Raw genomic sequence first — 20206 nt, forward strand, 5'->3', positions numbered from 1 at the left:
CGGCTAGGGTGGGAGGCCTACCTTGCTCAGAATTGGAACGGAGTCCCAGTGTGTGACGATGGCTTCGCGCATGACCGCAGGCACGTCGTCACGCACATGGGACCATGCATCGCGCGCGCGTTGAATTCCCGCCATCGTTTCCTCCTCGGCCCAGGATTGGCCCGACTTTTTCGCGAGCGTTGCGAGGGCGAGCGTGTCGATGTGAGCGAAACGATCCTCGCCTCCCATGCGCAAAGCGAGCTTGGGGCCTCCGCGGCGCTGCCATCCAAGTCTCTCCCAAGCGATCGTTACAACTAGGTCGTAGCAAGGTGTAAGGGTGGGCCTCGTCGCGTCGCCCCAGAGAAGGCTCCAGTTCTTGAGGTGTGCATCGCCGTTGCCGGACGCGATCACAAACCCCATACGCTGTGCCATCTCCCGTCCCTCGGCCTCGCCGCAAACGTCGGTCACGAGGCGGAGTGCGCCGTCGAACGTTACTTTGGGGGAGATATCGCCATATTTGTTGCCGGGAAGAAGATCGAGCGCTTGGCACAAGTCTTCCTGATGGATTTTGCTCCCGTCATCGCGGCGATCGAATCGCTTTACCGCGAATGCATGCGTCGCCCCTTCGGTCCAACCCAGCGGGATCCCGTCGAGTCGTTCGATGGGCAAGGCAAAATGCGTAGGCACACCGAAACCGGCGAGCTTGGCCCACGTCATCGTCGCCTGTTCGACGTATGGCAGTTCCGCGAACTCTGACCCCGGGAGCTTGACGATCCAGAGGCCGCCTTGGCCGCGCGCTGGAATGGCGAGCCGGTCGTTCACCATCGACATCGAAAATTTGAGCTGCATTCCGGCGAGCAGAGAAAGTCGGCCTTCCACGATCAGAGACTTTGTCTCCGGGGCTTCGTCGTCCGCCGCCGATGCTTCATGGATGGCACCCGCTTCTGTCGAGTCCGCTCGTGCTTCAAGGGCGCCGGAGAGGTCGTGGCCCATGGCACTCAATAGTGCGAACGACTGGCCGATGCGAAGACCGTGGGCTGCGCAGAGCCTCCTACGAAGTGCGCTATCGACCTCCGGCAACAAATTTTCGAACCATGCCGGAAGCCCGGTACCCGCGTGTCTTGGACCCGGTACACGGAGAAATTCCGTTCCGAGTCGCGGATGTTGCCCAGCGCGCTCCCATGCGGCGTCGGGGATCCATCGCGTAAGGCCGCTGCGATCCTGGAGCAAATCACCGACATGGCAGCCCGGAAGGTGGATACGGACCTTTCTCTCCCTCACGAGTGCTCCAATTTCGTCGTATCCGCGCGTGGATCCATGTCATCGGTTTCGTAATAGCTTTCTGCAGGGAAGAGCCTAGGTTCATCCAAGCCCACGCGTTGGGACAAAAATTTGGAGACCTCCGTTCGCACGCGAGCTCCTCGATGCCGGAGAAAAGCGGCAGGATCGTCGTGCAACATCTTGAATCCGGTTTCGTCGATGAGATGGCTCTCCAGCGCGTCGCGGTCGTCTTCCCACTTCCACCTGCGAAACTCCACGCTGAGACCTGTATGGCGGGCATCGAGTAGAGCACGGTTCGCCGCTGTGCGAGCGAGTCGTTGAGATTCCGGCTCCCAACCATGCCACGCGCTGCTTCGGATGATTTCGCGGGCGACGCGCTTACCACCAGAGATGAGTGCACGCCACGAGACCGGGCCGAAACGATCGCGCGGTCCACGTGAAAGCAACGCCAAGAGCTCGACGCGGCTCGCAGCGTGGCTTGCATGAAACGGGTCGAGCGTGGACCATTCGATTTTGACGTCGACGGGCACTCTCGATTGAAGCTTGCGCAGCGAGTCTTCCATCGTGCCGGTGATCGCTCGGATTTGATATCGCATCGCGGACACTTCTGCCCGCTGATGAACTCCTGTCACGACAGCACGCCACAGCCAACGGGAGAGTTCCTTGCGCGTCGTGGCATCGGGTTCCGGAAAGAGATGGAACCAGCGTGCCAGCAAAATGAAGACCACCGGGTATGGAACGAAATCATACGCTGGGATGCCGGCGCCGGGGTCGGCGGCATCCATGGATGTTTGAAGAAAGGCGACCGTTCGCTGCAGAGCCTCGCTCGCCTCGCTCGCGCTCACCAACTCCGTGGCTACGTGCTCGCCCAAATCTTCCAGGCGCTTCGTTGGATCTAGCCCACTCATGGCCAAAAGCGCCTTCAGTACTTCGCCGCGAGGAGGCTGTCCGAAATTGTCGAGATCGCACGCTTGCTGGAGCGCGACGAGATCGATGGATCGAGATGGCGAACGCTCTCCGGGGGTGCCGGTCCCGAGAAGTGCTTGAAACACCTCATCCGCACGCATGCGAGCGCCCGTGCTGTTCAGTCGTGCGAAAATCCCCCGCAGTGCTTCGGCGTCGTCGCTCTCCACGAGATAGGCGGGCACTTCGTAGTCGAGAAGGCGCTGCTGGACTTCTTCGACGCGATTCTGTTCTTCATCGCTCAGATCACATTCTCGGAACCATTTGCCAAGGCGTCGGATGTCTCCAAGGACGGAGAGTGGAACATGCCGCCTTTGATCGGAAGGTTCCGCCGGCCCCGAGAGGAATGAGCTGGACGTCGGATCGAACCTAGCGGTCCATCGACGGTCGCCACCGTGGTCGAGATCGAGGAGGGCCGCGGCGAGGGCCGTGATGCGCTGCTGCCCGTCGACGATGTACCAGCCATCCGGCACTGCCGGGGCATCGATGCGTGCGTTGCCGATACGCAATGCCGGATCAGGCGCAAACACATGCTTCCAAAACAGGAGCGATCCGACCGGATAACCTTTGAGGATACTATCGAAGAGCTTGAGGACATCGGGAGCCGTCCAACGAAGCGGTCGTTGGAACGTTGGTACCCGAATCTCGCCGGCCTGAACGCGATTCAGAATTTTTCGAACGGTGAGCGTGAACGCCGACGGCGGCTTGTCGAGAGGCGTATGAAGTGCACTACCTCGCGAAGGATTGGCGACCGTCGGTCCAATGCTGTTTTGCCCCACCCCACCAATATGCCAGACTTCACGGTGCGCCCAAAGCAACCGGTCCACTCGGGTAAAAGAGTCTCCGAGCTCGTGGAGGCCCGGGTGGGCCTTCGTGCTACATGGATGGGACCCCTCCGGCCCCCTGTCACGGACCGCTCAATCCCGATCGAACGGCACCACGTCGTGCGCCGCCAAGTTGGGAATCGCGTCGCGCACTTTGTCGAAGATCTCCGAGGCGGTGCCGACGATGCTGATGAGGAGATCGCTCGCGTTCAGGCGGTTCTTCAGGGCGCCGTTGGCCTCTTCGAGGGTGATGGCCTCCACGCGGGTGACGTGGGACGAGTAGTAGTCCTTCGGGAGGCCCAAGAGCTCCACGTCGAGGGCCTGGTGCAGGCGCTTGTTGGCGGTGTCGATTTCGAAGGCGTAGGAGCGGGCGAGGTAGCGCTTGATGAAGGCGAGCTCGCGGGCGGTGATGCCGTTGTCGAGCAAATCGGTGAGCAGCTCCAGCTCGAGGGCGATGCACGCCGGGGCGTCGGTGGCCGCGGGGAAGGTGACCATCGAGAAGGAGTGCCGCTGCCGATCGACGCCGAGGCGGGAGGAGGCGCCGTAGGACCAGCCGCGCTTCGAGCGCACCTCGCGCATCAAGCGCGAGGTGAAGGTGCCGCCGAAGACGGAGTTGGCCACCGTGAGCGCTACGTGATCGGGATCGTGCGGCGAGGTGCCGAGGCGGCCGATGATGATCTGCGTCTGCGTCCGCTCCGGTTTGTCGACGAACACCAGGCGCCGGCCCTCCACGGGGGAAGGGGGAGGGACGGGATCCTCGAGGCGCGGGCCGTCGGGGAGAGCCTGGATCAGGCGGCGCGCGTAGCGTTCGGCGGCCTCGCGCGTGATGTCGCCCGAGAAGCCGATGACCACGTTGCCTTTGACGAAGTGCTTGCGGTAGTTGGCGCGCACGTCGTCGGTGGTGAGCGACTCCACGCCGGGGATGGTGCCGGCGCTGGAGCGCGAATACGGGTGATCGCGGAAGAGGCCGCGGCGGAAGGCGCGCTGGGCTAGGGCGCGATCGTTGTCGCGCGCGCCGATGAGATCGGCCACGATTTCGCGTTTGAGGCGGCCGAATTCGTCCTCGGGGAAGGTCGGCGACTCGAGCAAGGTCGCGAACAGCTCGATGAAGGGCTCGAGGTTGCGCTCGATGACCTGGCCGAACACGGTGGCGACCGACGCGTTGACGTCGATGGATACCTCGCTCCCGAGCCGGTCGATGGCGTCTTCGATCTGGCGCGCGGTGTAGTCGCGGGCGCCGCGGCGGAGCATGCCGAAGGTGGTGCGAAAGAGGCCTTGCTTGTCCTGCGCGTCGTGGGCCGCGCCGCTCCGCAGGGAGACCACCACGTCCACCAGCGGGATCGTGTGGCTCGACTCCACGAAGAGCACCGCGCCCCCGTCGAGCTCGATCTTCTCGATCTTGTCATGCGCGCTGCTCACGAAGCCACCTCCGGCAGAACGTGGATGACGGTGCGCGTGCGGTCGACCACATAGCGACGGGCCGCGCGCAGAACGTCCCCCGGCTGGGTGCGCCGGTATTCTTCGAGCCGGCGGAAGCTCGCCGCCGCATCGCCCAGGACCGTCTCGTTCAATCCGATTTGCTCCGCCTTGCCGCTGATTGTCTCCATCGACTGCAACGTCGACAGCTCGAGGCGCGCCTTGGCGCGCTGCAGCTCGTCGTCCGATACGGGCTCCGTGCGCACGCGCTCGAGCTCCCGCGCGAGCAGCTCCTCGATGGCCGCCGCCGTCTTCCCCGGGCGCGCCGTAAAGTGCATTTCGTAGAGGCCCGGATCGCGGAACGTGGCCACCCAGCCCCGCAGATCGCTCACGATTTCATTGTCGATCACCAGCGCGCGGTAAAGCCGCGATGCCCGGCCGCCGAAGAGGATCTCGTTGAGGACCGTCAGGTGCGAATGGTCCGCGTCGCCCCAGGCGGGGCCGTGAAAGCCGATGTAGAGCTTCTCGGTGGGCGTCGGCTTCTTGAGCGAGACGCGGCGCTCTTCCAGCTGCGGGGGCTCGGGCTGCGTATCCTCCAGCGGGATCTGCGAGCTCGGAATGCCGCCGTATGCTTTTTGGATTTTGGCGAGCGTATCGCGCTCCTTCAAATCGCCGCAGATGACCACGAGCGCGTTGTTCGGCGCGTAATACGTTCGATAGAACGAGGCGCAATCATCGGGCGTAAAGCCGTGGATGTCCTCCATCCAGCCGATGGTCGGCCAATGGTAGGGGTGCACCGTGTAGGCGGTTTTGTAGAGCAGCTCGTTGGCCAATCCTTCGATATCGTCTTCCACGCGGAAGCGGCGCTCGTTGGCCACCACCTCCTTTTCGCTGGCCACTTGCGGCTCGCGCAAAACCAGGTGGGCCATGCGATCGCTCTCGAGCTGAACGGCCAGGCTCAGGCGGTCGGCGGGGAGGCTCTCGTAGTAGTATGTCCAATCGACCCAGGTGGCGGCGTTCGACTCCGCGCCGTTTTCCTCGAGCTTGCGATCGAACTCGCCGGCCTTCAGCGACTCCGTCTCGTTGAACATCAAGTGTTCGAACAGGTGCGCGAGGCCCGTTTTGCCGGGCTTTTCATGCCGCGAGCCCACGCCGAACCAGGTGAAATAGCTCACCACCGGCGCGCTTCGGTCGACCAGGAGCCGCACCCGCAGCCCATTTTGCAGCCGGTAGCGCAAGACCTCGCTGCCCCCGAAGGGAACGGATCCCTCGAATGCTATTTTGGCCCCGTCGCCCGCGCTCGCGTTGAGCGCCTCGATCCACTTCGCTCGTGCTGTGCTCACAGGCCGTGTCTAGCACGGCGTACCCCTTTGCTCCGAGGTATTCTCCCCCCGTTGTACGGGCGGGCAGGGTTGCTCAGGGTTCCAGGTCGGTCCTCAGACGCCGGGCGCGGGTGGGGAGCCGCAGTTTGCGCAAGGCTTGCGTCTCGATTTGGCGGATGCGCTCGCGGGTGAGCGAGAACGACTCGCCAATTTCGCTGAGCGTGCGCTCGTTGCCATCGTCGAGGCCGAAGCGCATGCGAAGAACGCGCTCCTCCCGGGGGGTGAGCTCGTTCAAGAGCTCGCGCGTCTCCTCGACGAAGCGCTTGCGGGCCAGCACCTCCACGGGCGCCGGGTTGTGCGTGTCCTCCACGAAGTCGCCGAGGCGCGCGTCGCCGTCGTCGCCCACGGGGGCCTCGAGTGAAACGGGGGTGCGGGCCGCGTTGAGCGCCGTCATGACCTTCTTCACCGGGAGGGCGAGCTCCTCGGCCAGCTCCTCGGGCGATGGCTCGCGGCCGTGAATCTGCTCGAGCTGCCTGCGCGCGCGCGCGATCTTTTGGCCCGTCTCCACCATATGAACGGGGGTGCGGATGGTGCGGCCCTGATCGGCGATGGCGCGCGCGATCGATTGCCGGATCCACCACATGGCGTAGGTGCTGAACTTGTAGCCGCGCCGGTAGTCGAACTTTTCGGCGGCGCGCATCAGCCCGATGTTGCCCTCCTGAATCAAGTCGAGCAGCCCCAGCGGCGAGTTCTTCCGGCGCTTTACGATCGAAACGACCAGGCGAAGGTTGGCCTCCACCAGCGCGGACTTGGCCACATCGGCCGTTCGTTCGCCCTCCCGGATCATCGAAACGGTGCGCTCCAGTGCGTCAATCTTGGCCGCGCTCTCCGCGTCATTGTCGTTGTCCGGGACCAGACGCGCTCGAAGCCGGGCCGTTACCCGGTCCAGCACGCCACGCGTCAACCGAATCTCCTCCAGCGCCCGCCGCGCCCGCTCCCGCGCGATCTTCAGCGGCGACTCGGGGGCTTTGATGGCGGTGGTGCCTTTGCCCTTCTTGAGCTTTGGCGCGGATTTCGTTGAATTCGTCGAGCCCGTCAGCGAGGTGCCGCTCTTTCGGGAAGACGGCGGCGGAATGGAGGTGCTCTTTCGGGACGAAGGAGCAGAAGACGACGGCGGGGGCGGAATGGAGGCGCGGGCCTTTCCGCGCAGCTCCAGCGCCAGCTTGCGTACGGCGTCGAACTGCTCGAGCACCCGAACCGTGGCCACTTGCTCATCGGTCGGGCTTTCGGACTCGACGGAGTTGCGCGTGAGATCCCGAAGACGCATCTTGCCTTCAGCGAGCTCGTCCGCGATGGCCACCAGCTCGCGCACGGCGAACGGCGAGGACACCAGCGCGCTCAAGATCATCAGCTCGCCCTGCTCGATCTTTTGAGCCAGCTCGACCTCACCCTCGCGCGTGAGCAACGGAACGCGTGCAAGGCGGTGGAAATAGGCCTGAACGGAATCTTCCCCGTCGAGCGCACTGCTCGCCGGCGCACCGGTCGCGCCCGATCCGCCGCCGGAAGCTCCGGACGATGTGCGCGCCGATGCTCGCACGGATGTCCGAGCGGCTGCGCGAGCGCCCGCTGACGACGCCGAGGACTGCGATGATGCGGAAGACGGACTTTTCACCTGATGAACTCTTTCCTGAAACGCCATGAATCAAACATCCCCCAGTGACACCTATTCCGTTCTCGAACGAGCCGTGCCCTACAAAGATCTCCCAATCGACGCGAAAGCTCCATACATGCGAGACATGCGAGCGCTTGGGAGCCTGGAAAACCGTGGGAATTCGCGGTGCGGCAGCATGGTTGGAGCTCGTTTGAGCTTTGACGGGTTCTTCGATACGAGCGGCAAAGATTCACCGCGACAGAAACGTCGGACGATACGTGTGTATGGCGTGGCAAAGTTGCAAGTCTGTGCGAGTCGATAGCGAGAGCGTCTCTCGTGCTGTACTCTGCCGCGGGGTAGAGCACAGTGCCACATCGATTAGACACCTTACGCGTCACGATCTTGGTTCGATCGGGCGCAACGAAGAGGGCTGAGCGTGCATGGTAATAGGGTGATGCTCCCGACTCGCGATGGGTCGTCGTTGGCGCAGGTCAAATCGCAGCTCGTGCGGACGGTCGCGCATGCTCTGCCGTCGAACCTGTTGTTCATGCGAGGACGCGCAGATGAGAAGGAAAATCGGAAGCGCGTGGCCCTCACGTTCGATGACGGGCCGGACGAAATGACACCACGCTATTTGCGCACTCTGGACCAGCTCCACGTGCGCGCAACCTTTTTTCTCCTCGGAATGAACGCGGAAAGGCGGCCCGAGCTGGTTCGATCCATCGTGGCGTCCGGGCACGAGGTGGCGAGCCATGGTTACTCGCACCGGGCCTTCCCGTCGCTCGATGGGTGCGCTCTCGTGGACGAGCTGGTCCACACCGCCGACATCTTGCCGCCGAGCCCCACGCCCAGGCCGTTCGTGCGCCCGCCCCGCGGTGAGCTCACGCCCGCGACCCTCGCACGCGTGGCGCTGGCGGGCTACACCACCGTGCTCTGGTCGCTCGACTCGGACGATTGCCGCACCACGGACTCCGTGTGCGTCGAGGACCGCGTGTCGCGCGTTCGCCCGGGGGATGTGGTGTTGCTGCACGAGGGCCAGTCGTGGACCCTGTCGGCCTTGCCGACCATCGTGGGACGTTTGCGCCGCGCGGGCTTCGAGCTTGTGACCGTCGGCGAGCTGCTCTATTCCTAGCTTTTATCGGAATTTTGCACCCGGCTTGCACCCGTTGGAGGGGGCGAGGGCATGGCTCGCACACGTTTTTCGAAGTTGCTCGATGAAACCGGCGCCCTGGCGTTCGTTTTACGCCTGCGGGGGAGGGCGGCGAGCCCCTGGCTCACGGTGCTCACGTACCATCGGGTGGCCGATCCCGCGACCGCCGAGAACGTCGATGCCAATGTGGTCGATGCGCGGCCGGAGCACTTCGAGGAGCAGGTCGCGTTTCTCAAGCGCTACTGCCACCTGATTGGCCTCGACGATGTGCTGGCCTTTCGCCGCGGGGCCCCGCTTCCGCACAACCCCGTGCTCCTGACCTTCGACGACGGCTACCTCGACAACTACGAGACCGTGCTGCCCATCTTGGTGCGCCACGGTGTGCCGGCCGTGTTCTTCATCGCCACCCGGTTCATCGAGGAGCGGCGCCTGTTTTGGTGGGACCGCGTGAGCTACCTGGTGAAGCACTCGCGGCGCGAGGCCATGACCTTGACCTATCCGCGCGCGGAGACCTTGGTCCTCGGCACCAGCCGCGCCGAGCGGCTCGCCGCCGCGCGCCGCGCCATGGTGGCCATCAAGAGCCACTTCGATCTGGATCTGGAGCGCTACCTGGAAGAGCTGGAGCGCGCCAGCGACGTGACCATCTCCCGCGAGCACGAACGCGAAATGGTCGATGGGCTGCTCATGAACTGGGACCAAATCCGCTTGCTGCGCAAGGCGGGCATGAGCGTCCAGTCGCATACGCGCAATCATCGTGTACTCTACACGCTTTCCGAGGCCGGTCTTCGCAACGAGCTGGAGGGCTCGAAGCGCGATCTGGAGGACGTGCTCGGCGAGCGGATCGGCGCCGTCGCGTACCCCGTGGGCAAGGCCTTGAACCGCGCGCCCCACGCCCGCAACGCCATCCGCGCCGCGGGCTACGAGCTCGGCTTCACCAACGGCACCGGCACCAACCCCGTCTGGCGCTTCGATCCCATGGATGTGCGCCGTCTCTCCCTCGAGGTCGATGTGGAGCCCTCGTATTTTCGGGGCATGGTGGCGCTGCCGTATTTTGCGTACGAGCCGCACACCATGGCGCGCAACGAGTGGTAGCCGTGGTTTCGCGGGGGCGTGCCGCGCGCGAAGCGGCCGGCTAAGGCGCCTCGACGATGACCGTGCGGCGCTTTCCCTCTTTGGTGAGGGGGATCTCCGGGGCCATCTCGATCTTGAGCGGCAGCTCTTTGAGCAGCTTGGCGCAGCCGCGGCGGATGTCCTCGAGGGAGCCGTCGTTCAAGCCGTCGCCGGGGACGATGCGCAAGGTGACGGAGCGATCGGGGTGCTGCACCACTTGGAACTGGCGGGCGGCGTTGGCGAGCCCGGTGAACAGAATGTGGAACGCCAGGCCGCTGACGAAGGTGCCGTCGGCGCCGCGCAGGAGATCGGCGGCGCGGCCTTCGACCTTGGCGATGCGCGTGAGGTTGCGGCCGCAAGGGCAGCGATCTTTGGGGCCCGCCGTGGCCAGATCGCCGTTTTTGTAGCGGATGAAGGGCATGCCCAGGTTGTGCAGATCGGTGAGGACCACCTCGCCCGTTTCGCCCTCGTTGGCGGGGCGCTGGGTTCCGTCGGGCTCGGTCACCAGGATCTCCACGAGGATGTTCTCCATCGAGACATGGAGCCCTTCGTGCGCCTCGCACTCGCTGGCGATGAGCATGACCTCGCGGCAGCCGTACGTCTCGAAGACCGCGCGGCCGAAGGCGCGCTCGAGGGCGAGCCGGTCGGCGGGAAAGAGGCGCTCGGCCCCGCAGAGGACGGGGATGGTGCCCCACGTTCGCAGCTGGCGCTCGTTGATGAAGCGCGCGAGCTCGGCCCCCGCTTGCGTGTAGCAAACGATGACCTTGGGCGAGCTCTTCTGGATGAGGCTGACCACATGCCGCATGTCGCGCTCATCCATCACCGTGCACGGCACGTGAATTTCGCGGCGCATGGCGCGATCCAGCAGGATTTTGGCGCGCGTCTTCGAGAACGGCGACTCTTTGCTGGGCGAGCCCCAGAAGTAGAGCGCGCGATCGCCCGGCTGATACCCCGCCCAGCCATAACCGCGCAGCTTGATGGCCTGGCGCCAATACTCGCTGTCGGCGTCGTAGCCGAACAGAAGCGGCTGCCCGGTGGTGCCACCCGTGTTCTTGCGGATGGTCGGAAAGGGGTGGGTCATCGACTCGCGCTCGCTCGGGCGTTCGCGCGCGTCCTCCCGCGTGAGCACGGGGATTTTGTGCAAATCCTCCGGCCCTTGGATGTCCGCGTCGGTGAGGCCCGCCTCGCGGAACCGCTGGCGGTAGAGCGGGACCTGCGTGTACGCGTGACGAATGAGCCGCCTCAGCGCCCCCGTCTGCATGGCGTTGAGCTCATCGAGGGAACGCCACTGCGTTCGCTCGAGAAACTCGTAGCGCGCCATGGTGGGTCGCCGCCGAATTCGCGACTCCCAGGTGGGCCATAGAATCGACCGAAAGAGCTGGCCATAGAGATCCACGCGGATGTTGGATGAGGCAGGAGCGGATTCGGTCGCGCGCAACATGGGTGTCCCGGTCGTTTTTTCGGCGCCCGGCGGCCCGTGATCCCAGCCCCCATGGCCGGATCGGCCGCAGGGTCCAATCCGCATCCTTCGGTGCAGAGCTTCGCGGCATCATTCGATGCGAAGCTGCACCCCGACGCCCGCGCCCACGTTGGTGGCGCCGCGATCGTTGTCGACCGCCGGCCAGAAGATTTGCGTCTTGAGGTCGACCCACGAGGCGAACTGATAACCCAGCCCAAAGCCCACGCCAAAATCGGAGGCGGGCTCGGGCTCCGCGCGGTGCTTGAATTGAAAGAGCGGGCCGAGCCAAAGTCGGTTGGTCACCTGGAACCAGATATCGAAGGGGATGCTGAAGTAGATCTCCGTGGGATCGTACACGCGCAGGGGCACGTAGACGCCCGTATCCATGCGCACCACGCGGCCGATGTGAATGCCGAGCGGCAAGCCGAAGACCGCGGTGAAGCGGCTCCGGTCCTCGAGGGGGATATAGGCGCGTCCTTCCAGCGCGAGCTCGAACACTTGGGTGTCGACCAGCTGCCCGCGCACGCGAAACTCGGGGTTCGCAAAGGCGTCGGGGCGCACGGGGAAGAAGCGGCTCCCGGGCTCGGGGTAGCCTGCGCCGTTCGAGCCCCACGTTTGACGATCGTAGAGGCGTCCGAATTCGTCGGGGTGGGTGACGCGCGACTTGGTGAGGCGTACGCCGGTGCGGAAGCCCAGCTCGAGATGACGAATCGGCGCGACCGCGAGCTCGAAGTCGAGTCCGAGCTCGGTGTCGTCGATGTCGCGGCCGTAGTCGTAGTGCCCTACGCCCATCCCGAGATCGAACGCCCAATCGTGGCGCGGCAAGGTGAGTCGGCGGCGCGCCCACGGCGGTGCGGCCGACGCGGAGGTGGGGATGGCGATGACGGCGAAGAGGACGAGTGCGACGAAGTACCTTAAGCGCATCAACGAGGCAGCTTGGTCGATCGCTCCGCGATGGTCCAGCGAAGATACGCGGGGGTTCGTGCGTATGCGCGATCCATGGATCGAGGGATCCACGCGGCGAATGCGCGGTGCGCGAAGCCGAATTTTTACACTACCGATCCGAGTCGACGGCGCGCACGGTGTCGGCGATGGATTGCTTGGCGCGGAAGCCCAAGATCTCGCGCGCGCGCCGATCGTCGACCATGCACACGTGGCGGATGTGATCGAGCTCGGGGGCGGGGAAGGTGGTGAGGCGCAAGGACCATAGGCGCTTGAGGACCGAGCGGCCCAGCGAGTACGGCACGGGGATGCTCGGGCGATCGAGGATCTTGATGATGCGCGAGAGCGGAAGAGGCTCGGGGCCCGCCACATTGAACACGCCGCGCACCCCGGGCACCACGGCCAGGCGAATGGCCTCCACCACGTCGCGCTCGTGGATGACTTGGACCATGGGATCGTAGCCGAGCAAGGTGGGGATGGTGGGCAGGCGCAGGAAGTTCGAGGGCGCGTTGCGCACGGAGCCCAGGATGTGCACGGGGCGCAGGATCACGGTCTCCGTGTCGGGGTGCTTCCAGAAGAAGCTCTGCGCGAGCATGTCGACCTCGATGAGGTCGCGGATCTCGCCGAACTTGGCGCCGCCGAGCAGCGGGGCTTCTTCGCTCAAGAACTGCGGGTTCTCGGGCTGCGGCCCGTAGACGTTGGCGCTCGAGAGCACGACCAATTTGCCGATGCGAAAGTGGGCGACGTACTCGAGCAGCTTGGCGAAGCCGGCCACGTTCCACGAGTGGTGCTCGGTGGAGGAGGCGCGCGGGTTGTGCATGATGCCGAGGTGCACGACCGCCGAGATGGCGTGGCCGCGGAAGACGTCTTTGAGCTTCTTCCTGCGGATGTCGACCTGCTGGTGGATGACGTCCTTGGGCTTGTCGGGGAAGGCGCGGCGGTCGACGCCGATGACCTGGCGGTGGCGATGCAGCACGCGCGCGAGGCGCTTGCCGAGGCGGCCGCAGATGCCGGTGATGAGGACCGCGCCCTCTTCCCCCTTGGGCGGGTGCAAGACGAACGAGCCAGACGGTGTCTTATCGCGCGATTCCACGGATCACCAAAAGACGCTGCGGCGCGCTTTGATGCCGCGGTTGAGCATGGATTGAATGGTCGCCTTTACCAGCCACACCTTCTCTTCGATCACCGAGTCGTCGTCGTCGTGGTCGCCCGTGAAGCGCATCGGCTCGCCGAAGTAGATGCGGTACTTGGTGGGCAAGGGGAGCTGGCCTCCGGGGAAGAGCATCTGGGGGATGACCGGGAACGATGGCATGCGCAACAGGCGTGCAATCGTATCCAAGTTGCCAACGGAGATGTATTGCTCTTCGCCGCCGATGACGGCGATGGGCACGATGGGGGTGTTCGTCTCGATGGCCAGGCGCATGAAGCCGAGGCCGAAGTCGGTGAGCTGGTAGCGGCGGTCGAAGGTCTTGGAGATGCCGCGGGCGCCCTCGGGGAAGACGAGCAGCGCCTCGTCTTGCTCGAGCAGCCTGCGCGCGTTCTCCGGGACGCCGACCACGGAGCCGACGCGCGGGAAGAAGGTGGAGACGAAGGGCAAGGTCTGCGACCACTTCTCGACCATGGCCCGGATGAAGCGCGGGGGCTCCACATCCATGAACATGGAGGCGCCGAGGACCATGCCGTCGAAGGGGACCTGGCCCGAGTGGTTCGCGATCAAGAGGACGCGTCCGCCCGGCACGTTCTTGGCGCCGAAGACCTCGGTCCGGAAGTAGTTGCGATGCAGAAAGGCCGCCGCGGCCACCGCGTATTTGGCCCACGCGGGATCGAGCCCGAAGGGGTCGACGCCCCCCGCGCCGAGCGCGATGGGCACCCGTTCGAGGCGCGCCGCGAAGTCTTCGCCGAGGAGAGAGGTCATCCACGATTCGAGCGTGTCCTCGGCGAGCGCGCGGGCCCGCTGCGCCCACGGCCACGCGCGGCGCGCAGCCGATCCGATGCGTACGAGGGCAGAAGAAGTGCTCTTGGAGTTCGCCGTCACGTCCATCAAGTAACAAAGATTGCGCGCGAGAGGGAGACACCAGCTACGTTGCGGCATGCGTTTCACCCTGCCCGCGCCCGTTTTGCGCGGGGATTTGATTGCCGTCGCCGCGCCCTCGAGCGGCTTCGATCCCGCCGAGTTCGAGCGCGGGTACCAATGGCTGGCCGAGCGCTACCGCATCCGCAGCTCCCCGACCATCTTCGCGCGCCGCGGTTACTTGGCCGGCGACGATGCGCGACGGCGCGACGAGCTGGGGGCCGCCCTCGCCGATCCCGAGGTAAAGGCCATCATCATGGCGCGGGGCGGTTACGGCGCCATGCGCATCGTCGATGGGCTGCCCTGGGATGCGTTTGCCGCGCACCCCAAGTGGCTCGTAGGTTTCAGCGACATTACGACGTTCCACGTGGAGGCGATGAAGCGCGGGATTGCCTCGCTCCACGCGCCGCACGTGACCGCCCTCGGTCGCATGGATGGCGATGCGCTGGGCGCGTACGAGGCGGCGCTCGCGCACCCTGGCAAGGAGCTTCGCTTTGCGTCGCTGCAGGCGAGGGTTCCGGGGGACGCTTCGGGGGTGCTCGTGGGGGGGAATTTGGCGCTGTTGCAGGCGCTGGCCGCGAGCGGGCGGCTCGCTCTTCCGTCCGGTTGCATCCTTGCATTGGAGGACGTGACGGAGGCGCCGTACCGGATCGATCGCTTGTTGACGTCGCTGCGGCTGGGCGGGCACCTCGCGCGCGCCGCGGGCATCGTGCTCGGGGAGTTCGTCGACTGTCCCACGGGGCCCGATGGGGTGACCCCGATGGATGCCATCGAAAATTGCGTGCGCGATCTGGGGGTGCCGGTTTATGCCGGCGCGCCGTTCGGGCACGGTGCGATCAATACGCCGTTCGTTCTCGGGGTGCGGGCGGTGCTGCGCGCGGGGGAGCTCGTCACTCAGCTCGTGGAGTGACCGTGGCCGCGGTTGGGTTCGACCTCGGTGGCGTCGTCCGTGAGGTCGACCTCTTCGAGATCGCCGTCGTCGTCGACTGCGATTTCGACCTCGCCGGAGATGGGGCGGCGTGCCAGCTCCTCTTCGAGGAAGTCGAAGCCCGAGGGGTGCTCGATCAAGTCGCGGGCGTTGAGCTCGACGAAGCCGTCTGCGTCGGCTTCGAGCTCGGCGCTGGTGACGTCGGGTGAGTCGGGTGAATCGGGTGAGTCGGGGGCGACGCCGTCGCTCGGGGTGTAGTCGGCGGCGATGAATTGATCGATGGGCACCCGCGGGGTGGGCCGGGCGGCGGGGATGGTGCCGGGCGAGGGGGAGGCGTCGAGGTTCGTGGGGGGCCCCGCGGCGTAGCCGGCGATGGGGGACTCTTGCGTCGTGGCGAACGATATGGCCGCCGCTTCGCTGCTGCCGTTCGCGTGGTTCGCGTGCGGCGCCTGGCTCGCGTAGTTTGCCGGGGGCGCGTAGCTGGCGTGGTTGCTGCGGCTGGCGTAGAGCGCCTGGTCCACCGGGGTGTCGGAGCCGGGCGGCGGAGGGGGCAAGCTATTGCTGCTGCGGCCGCTCACCGGCGGGATGGAGATGTGCGGGATCGACAGCTGCCGGGGCGGCGCATAGGCGTCGATGCCGGCCGCGGGATCCGGCTTTTTGAGCATGTTCGCCTTGGCGCGCTCGAGGCCCTCCGTCGCCTCGGGATCGTGCGCCTTCATGCGCAGCACGCGGCGCCAGGCGTCGGCGGTCTCGCGCGGATCCTGCAGCTGCTCTTCCCACATGCGCGCGACCCTTCGCGCGAGCTCGGCGCGGACGCTCATGTCCTTGCCGCGCAGGATCAAGTCCTCGTACAGGTGCACGATGGCGCGGTAGTCGCCGAGCTCGTGCAAGATGGCCGACAGCTGCTCGAGGACGCTGCGGCTGGTGGGCGAGAGATCGTGCAGCTTCTTCAGATCGGCGGCCGCGCCCACGAGATCCCCGAGGTCCTCGCAACGAAGGCGCGCGCGGCGGCCCAGGAGCAAACGCACCAGCGGGCCGTCGAAGACCTCGGACAGCGCGCGCGTGAACACCGCGTCGCTGCGCGAAGGGCTGCCGACCTCGCGGCCCAGCGCCTCGACGAAGTCGAGGGTGGTGTCGTCGACTTGGGCGATCAGGGCGTCGCCGAGGAGCGAGAACGCCAGGTCGACGTCGCCGAGCTCCTCTTTCGCGAGCTGCGCCGAGCGCCGAAGCAAGGCGGCGCGCGTTCGTCCGCCGTCGCGGGCGCTGGTGCCGGCGCGCGAGAGCGCGTGGATCAAGGCGCGACGGAGCTTGTCGCCGCCGGTGGTGCGATCGCCAGCCACGGCGCAGTCGATGACCACCGTCAGGGTGTCGCTGCTGGGGACGCCGGACAGCGCGAGCTCCAGGAAACCTTGCGCGCGTTCCAGCTGCTTCTTGGACGCGGCCACCTGCGCGGCGCGGGCGAGCGCGCGCACGCGGTCGGGCGGGGTGCGGGTGCGCGCCACTTGGCGCTCGTAGACCTCGATGACGTCGTCGGCGGCTTCGGCCAAGGCGGCCAGGCGCTCGACCAAGGGCGCGGTGTCGTCGAGCGGGAGATCGACCAGCCCCGGCTCGCTCAGGTGGATGGCCTCCGCGTGCGGGACGCCCGCGCGCACCAGGATCTCGGCCTGGCGGACCAGCTCGGCCGCCCTCGCGTAGCCCGTGAGATCGCGGCCGAGCAGCTCGTGCGCGGTCTGCAGCGCCTCGAGATCGGCCGTCTTGACCGCCAGCTTCTCCAGCTGCGCGGCGAGCTCCCGATCGGCGCCCTTGCTGCGCACGAGCTCCACGGCCACGCGCATGGCGTCTTGGTCGCGCTCGAGGGCGGCGAAGCGATCGAAGGCCCCGCGCAGCGCTTCGTTGCGCTCGGGGCAGTGGCGGGCGCCGAACCACCACTCCACCAGCTTGGTCGCCACGATCCCTTGCCACCCGAGCGAGTCGCCGAGCTCCACGTAGGTGCGGCGAAGATCCTCGTCGCCTTGGTCGCAGAGCTCCGTGAGCACGGCCAGCGCCTCCTGGCCGCGATCGAGCCTCTTGGCCAAGATGGTGGCCAGCTTCTTCGTCATGGCGGCGATCTCGCCCGAGTCGCCCTCGGCCTCGATGCGCTGGGCCAGGAGATCGGCCACCCGGGCCCAATCCTCGGTGCGCTCGCACAGGGCGCACAGGCGGTGGAGGGCGTCGAAGTCCTCGGGATCGGCCTCGCGCAAGATGTCGAGCGCGCGGATGGCGTTCTTCGAGTCCTCGAGCTTCTCGTACAGGCGGGCCAGGCGCGCGGCGATGGCGCCGCGATCGCCGGGGCCCGAGCCGATGGGGCCGAGGCCGACCAGGGCGAGCTCGCGTTCGAGCGCCACGGTGGCCGCGACCAAGTTGTCGCGGCCCTCTTCGAGATCGGCGATGGCGGCCAGCGCCTGGCGGCAGCCCGGATCGCGCTCTTGCAGGATCGACTCGTAGCGCACGATGGCGGTGTCGATGTCGCCGACCCCTTCGGCCAAAATTTCGGCCTCGCGCAGCGCCACGCGCGTTCGCTCCTCGCGCCCCTCGACGACGTTGCCGAGGCGGCGCAGCAAGGTGGCCGCCTCGGTGTGATCCTCGCCCTCGATGGCCAGATCGATGAGCTTCTCGAGGGCCTCGCGGTCGTCGCCGTCCTCGAGCACCTTGAGCCACTGCTCGCGCGCGAGATCTTTCTCCGAGAGGCGGGTGCCGTAGAGGTTGGCCGCCTGCCTTCGGAGCGCGATCCGCTTGCCCCGATCGGCGACCCGCCCGCCGCGGCGGGCGAGGAAGGTGACCAGCTTGGTCCAGTTCTCGCGCGCCTGATAGTGCTCGGTGAGGGTGTCGGCGTACTCGTCGCTGCTCGGATCGAGCTCGGAGGCTTGCTCGTAGCGCGAGATGGCCCCCGCCTCGTCGCGAGCACGGGTCAGGTACTGCGCCGCCCGCGCCAGGTGCCCGGCGTTGGCCTTGGGCTCGGTGGCGAGCAAGGCGCGTTGATCGGCGACGCCCGCGGCCTCGAACCAGCGCTCCACGCCCACGAAGCAGCGCTCGGACTGCTCCCAGAGGCGCGCGCTGCGATGCAGCTCGGCGGCGTTGGCGTACGCTTCGCCGGCGCCGAACGCGTGCCCGAGCTTTTCGCGCAGCTCGCCGAGCTTCTCGAAGAGCGCGCCCTTGGTGCCGGGATCCTGCACGGCGCGCACGTTATCCATGATGGCTTGCGTGGCGGCTGAGGGGCGCTCCGCCTTTTCGAACAGCTTGACCGCCGTCGAGATGGATCGATCGTCGCCGGGGGTGAGCTGCGCGATGCGGCACCACGCCTCGGCGGCGCTGGCGAAGTCCTGCCTCTTGTGCTCGTGCAGGCTCGCGAGCTTCTTCTCCAGGACGATCTTGTCCGCGATCTCGCGGGCGGCGGTGGCCTCTTGCTCGAGGACGTTGGCCATGTCGTCCCAGCGCTGCGTGCGCTCCAAGAGGCGCATGAGCGACTGGCGCGCGTTCTCGTCCGTGCGATCGATGGCCAGGAGCTGCTTGTACGCGGCCACCGCGCCGTCGATGTCGCGCAGGTTTCCTTCGCACAGGCCGGCCACCTCGCGCAGACGCGCCTTGCGGCTCTCCATCACCTCCGGCAAGGACGTGAGCGAGCCGAGCGCGCGCACGCTGGCGAGCAGCACGTCGCGAAGCTGCGCGTAGTCGCGCTGGGTGCGAAGGTAGTCCTCGACCCACGCCAGCGCCTCGGCGTGCGCGGGGTCGATCTCGAGCGCCTCCTTGTACTTGGCGAGGGCCTCGGTCTTCTTGCCGGCCAGGGTGAGCGTCTTGGCGCTCGCCAGCGCCTCTTGCAGCCGGACCTCGTCGGAGATGCGCGCGGGGGCGCCCGACGCGACAGGTGCGATGGGCGCGCCCGATGCGACGCCGTTGCGCGGGACCTCGGAGCGGGTCGCGGGCTGCTCCCGGATCGCCGTTTTGTCCTCCGCGGGATCGATCACGCGCCGCGGTGCGACCACGGGTGCAGGGGCGGTGGCGGCGTGCGCCCGCGCCTCGGCGGCCATGGCGCCGTCGGGGTTCACCTGGAGGTACGCGGCGAAGCGCGCGGGGATCTCCGCGTCGCGCTGGAGCGACTGCGCGTAATAGACGAAGAGCTGCAGCGCGCGATCGTGCGCCGGGTTGATGTCGAGCGCGCCGCCGGCGTAGGCGAGGCCGTGCTCGCCGTTGTAGGACTCCGCGAGGTTGACGAGCAGCTCCAACGCCAGCGCGCGCTGGTCTTCGGCCACCGATTCGCCGGCTTGGATGCGGTCGATGACCGACGCGGCGAACTCGTGCGAGAGCTCCGGATTTTCTTCGTCGAAGACGCGGGCTCGCCCGAGCGCGCGGGTGGCGCCTGCTCGGTCGCCGGCGCGCTGGCGGGTCTCGGCCTCGTCGCGCAAGAGGGCGACCTTGCGCGCGATGTCGTCGACCAGCGCCAGCTCCATATCGTAGAGCGGGTAGGCGTCGTCCCACTGCTCTTGCGCTTTGCAGAGCTCGCGGGTGCAATAGATGGCGTAGGCGTTGGTGGGATCGAGCTCGATGGCCTTGCGGAAGCTCTCGATGGCCTTCTTCGGCTGCGCGAGCGCCGCGTCGCTCCAGAGGTGGCCGAGCTCCTCGTGCATGTGCGCCAGCTCGGGGACGAGATCGCCGAACTCCGGATCCGACGCGACCAGTTGGCCGACGGCCTTGGAGCGCCGATCGAGCAAGGCGGCGAGCCCGCGCACGTTGCCCTTGTCGCGATACAGCTGCGCGAGCCGTTCGGCGGCCACCGACTGCGTGGGATCGGAGTCGACGGCGGCCATGAGGACGCGCGCCGCGCGATGCGCATCGCCCAACGTCTGCAGCCAGACGTTGGCGGCCTCGCTCAACCAGTGGCTCTTGATGGCGGGTTCGTTCGTGAGGCTCCCGACCTTTTCCAGCATGAGCGCATAGGATTTGGGATCGTTCTCGCCCGAGTCGTGCGCGTAGGCGAGCGCCTCTTCGTCGTGTGGGTTTTCCACGAGCCGCTGAACGAGCGCCTCGATTTCGCTGGGATCCATTTGAAGCACGGCTATGCTAACAAGTTTTGCCC

At 66.6% G+C, this 20206-nt stretch carries 13 protein-coding genes; 3 read left to right on the forward strand and 10 right to left on the reverse strand.

All coding sequences use genetic code 11. The annotated features are described in order from the left end of the window. Positions 1–3: 3 nt before the first annotated feature. The 5 genes from LZC94_17905 to LZC94_17925 form a co-directional block, all read right to left on the reverse strand. Positions 4–972 (reverse strand): HipA domain-containing protein, encoded by a 969-nt coding sequence (locus LZC94_17905; GenBank protein ID WXB19101.1) that lies wholly within the window; start codon positions 970–972, stop codon positions 4–6. A 284-nt stretch (positions 973–1256) separates the two neighbouring features. Further along, positions 1257–3050 (reverse strand): DUF262 domain-containing protein, encoded by a 1794-nt coding sequence (locus tag LZC94_17910; GenBank protein WXB19102.1) that lies wholly within the window; start codon positions 3048–3050, stop codon positions 1257–1259. A 90-nt stretch (positions 3051–3140) separates the two neighbouring features. Continuing rightward, positions 3141–4466, reverse strand: a complete 1326-nt coding sequence (locus LZC94_17915) for an insulinase family protein (GenBank protein ID WXB19103.1) — start codon at positions 4464–4466, stop codon at positions 3141–3143. Continuing rightward, on the reverse strand, positions 4463–5806 hold the full coding sequence (locus LZC94_17920; GenBank protein WXB19104.1) for an insulinase family protein: 1344 nt from the start codon (positions 5804–5806) through the stop codon (positions 4463–4465). The genes LZC94_17915 and LZC94_17920 overlap by 4 nt, the downstream gene beginning before the upstream one ends. A 73-nt stretch (positions 5807–5879) precedes the next feature. Beyond that, positions 5880–7382, reverse strand: a complete 1503-nt coding sequence (locus tag LZC94_17925; GenBank protein ID WXB19105.1) for a sigma-70 family RNA polymerase sigma factor — start codon at positions 7380–7382, stop codon at positions 5880–5882. A gap of 640 nt (positions 7383–8022) precedes the next feature. Here LZC94_17925 and LZC94_17930 point away from each other — a divergent pair. Continuing rightward, positions 8023–8568 carry a polysaccharide deacetylase family protein gene (locus LZC94_17930; GenBank protein ID WXB19106.1) on the forward strand — a complete coding sequence of 182 codons (546 nt, stop codon included), beginning with the start codon at positions 8023–8025 and terminating at the stop codon, positions 8566–8568. A gap of 51 nt (positions 8569–8619) precedes the next feature. Further along, the gene (locus tag LZC94_17935) at positions 8620–9678 is read left to right on the forward strand and encodes a polysaccharide deacetylase family protein (GenBank protein WXB19107.1); all 1059 of its coding nucleotides are present in this window, start codon (positions 8620–8622) and stop codon (positions 9676–9678) included. Positions 9679–9718: 40 nt separating this feature from the next. On the opposite strand, the gene LZC94_17940 is transcribed toward LZC94_17935, so the two are convergent. The 4 genes from LZC94_17940 to LZC94_17955 form a co-directional block, all read right to left on the reverse strand. Further along, positions 9719–11137 carry a phenylacetate--CoA ligase family protein gene (locus tag LZC94_17940; GenBank protein WXB19108.1) on the reverse strand — a complete coding sequence of 473 codons (1419 nt, stop codon included), beginning with the start codon at positions 11135–11137 and terminating at the stop codon, positions 9719–9721. A gap of 108 nt (positions 11138–11245) precedes the next feature. Further along, positions 11246–12082 carry a hypothetical protein gene (locus LZC94_17945; protein ID WXB19109.1) on the reverse strand — a complete coding sequence of 279 codons (837 nt, stop codon included), beginning with the start codon at positions 12080–12082 and terminating at the stop codon, positions 11246–11248. Between the two features lie 127 nt (positions 12083–12209). Further along, a complete protein-coding gene (locus LZC94_17950) occupies positions 12210–13151 on the reverse strand; it encodes an NAD-dependent epimerase/dehydratase family protein (GenBank protein WXB20206.1) in 942 nt (313 codons plus the stop codon). A 42-nt stretch (positions 13152–13193) separates the two neighbouring features. Then, positions 13194–14132 carry an acyltransferase family protein gene (locus LZC94_17955; GenBank protein WXB19110.1) on the reverse strand — a complete coding sequence of 313 codons (939 nt, stop codon included), beginning with the start codon at positions 14130–14132 and terminating at the stop codon, positions 13194–13196. Between the two features lie 55 nt (positions 14133–14187). Between LZC94_17955 and LZC94_17960 the strand changes: the two genes are divergently transcribed. Beyond that, positions 14188–15078, forward strand: coding sequence for an LD-carboxypeptidase (locus LZC94_17960; GenBank protein WXB19111.1), 891 nt, complete (start codon positions 14188–14190; stop codon positions 15076–15078). Here LZC94_17960 and LZC94_17965 read toward each other — a convergent pair. After that, positions 15063–20174: a hypothetical protein gene (locus LZC94_17965; GenBank protein WXB19112.1), complete on the reverse strand. Its 5112-nt coding sequence runs from the start codon at positions 20172–20174 to the stop codon at positions 15063–15065. The genes LZC94_17960 and LZC94_17965 overlap by 16 nt on opposite strands. Positions 20175–20206: the final 32 nt, after the last annotated feature.

It is taken from the genome of Sorangiineae bacterium MSr11954 (genome assembly GCA_037157815.1).
Lineage (GTDB): Bacteria > Myxococcota_A > Polyangia > Polyangiales > Polyangiaceae > Pendulispora > Pendulispora albinea.

What these genes read in the sequence shown, in the direction of transcription:
- LZC94_17965 (WXB19112.1), bottom strand. Translation starts at nt 20,174, where the DNA reads ATGGATCCCAGCGAAATCGAGGCGCTCGTTCAGCGGCTCGTGGAAAAC.
- LZC94_17940 (WXB19108.1), bottom strand. Translation starts at nt 11,137, where the DNA reads ATGTTGCGCGCGACCGAATCCGCTCCTGCCTCATCCAACATCCGCGTG.
- LZC94_17935 (WXB19107.1), top strand. Translation starts at nt 8,620, where the DNA reads ATGGCTCGCACACGTTTTTCGAAGTTGCTCGATGAAACCGGCGCCCTG.
- LZC94_17905 (WXB19101.1), bottom strand. Translation starts at nt 972, where the DNA reads ATGGGCCACGACCTCTCCGGCGCCCTTGAAGCACGAGCGGACTCGACA.
- LZC94_17960 (WXB19111.1), top strand. Translation starts at nt 14,188, where the DNA reads ATGCGTTTCACCCTGCCCGCGCCCGTTTTGCGCGGGGATTTGATTGCC.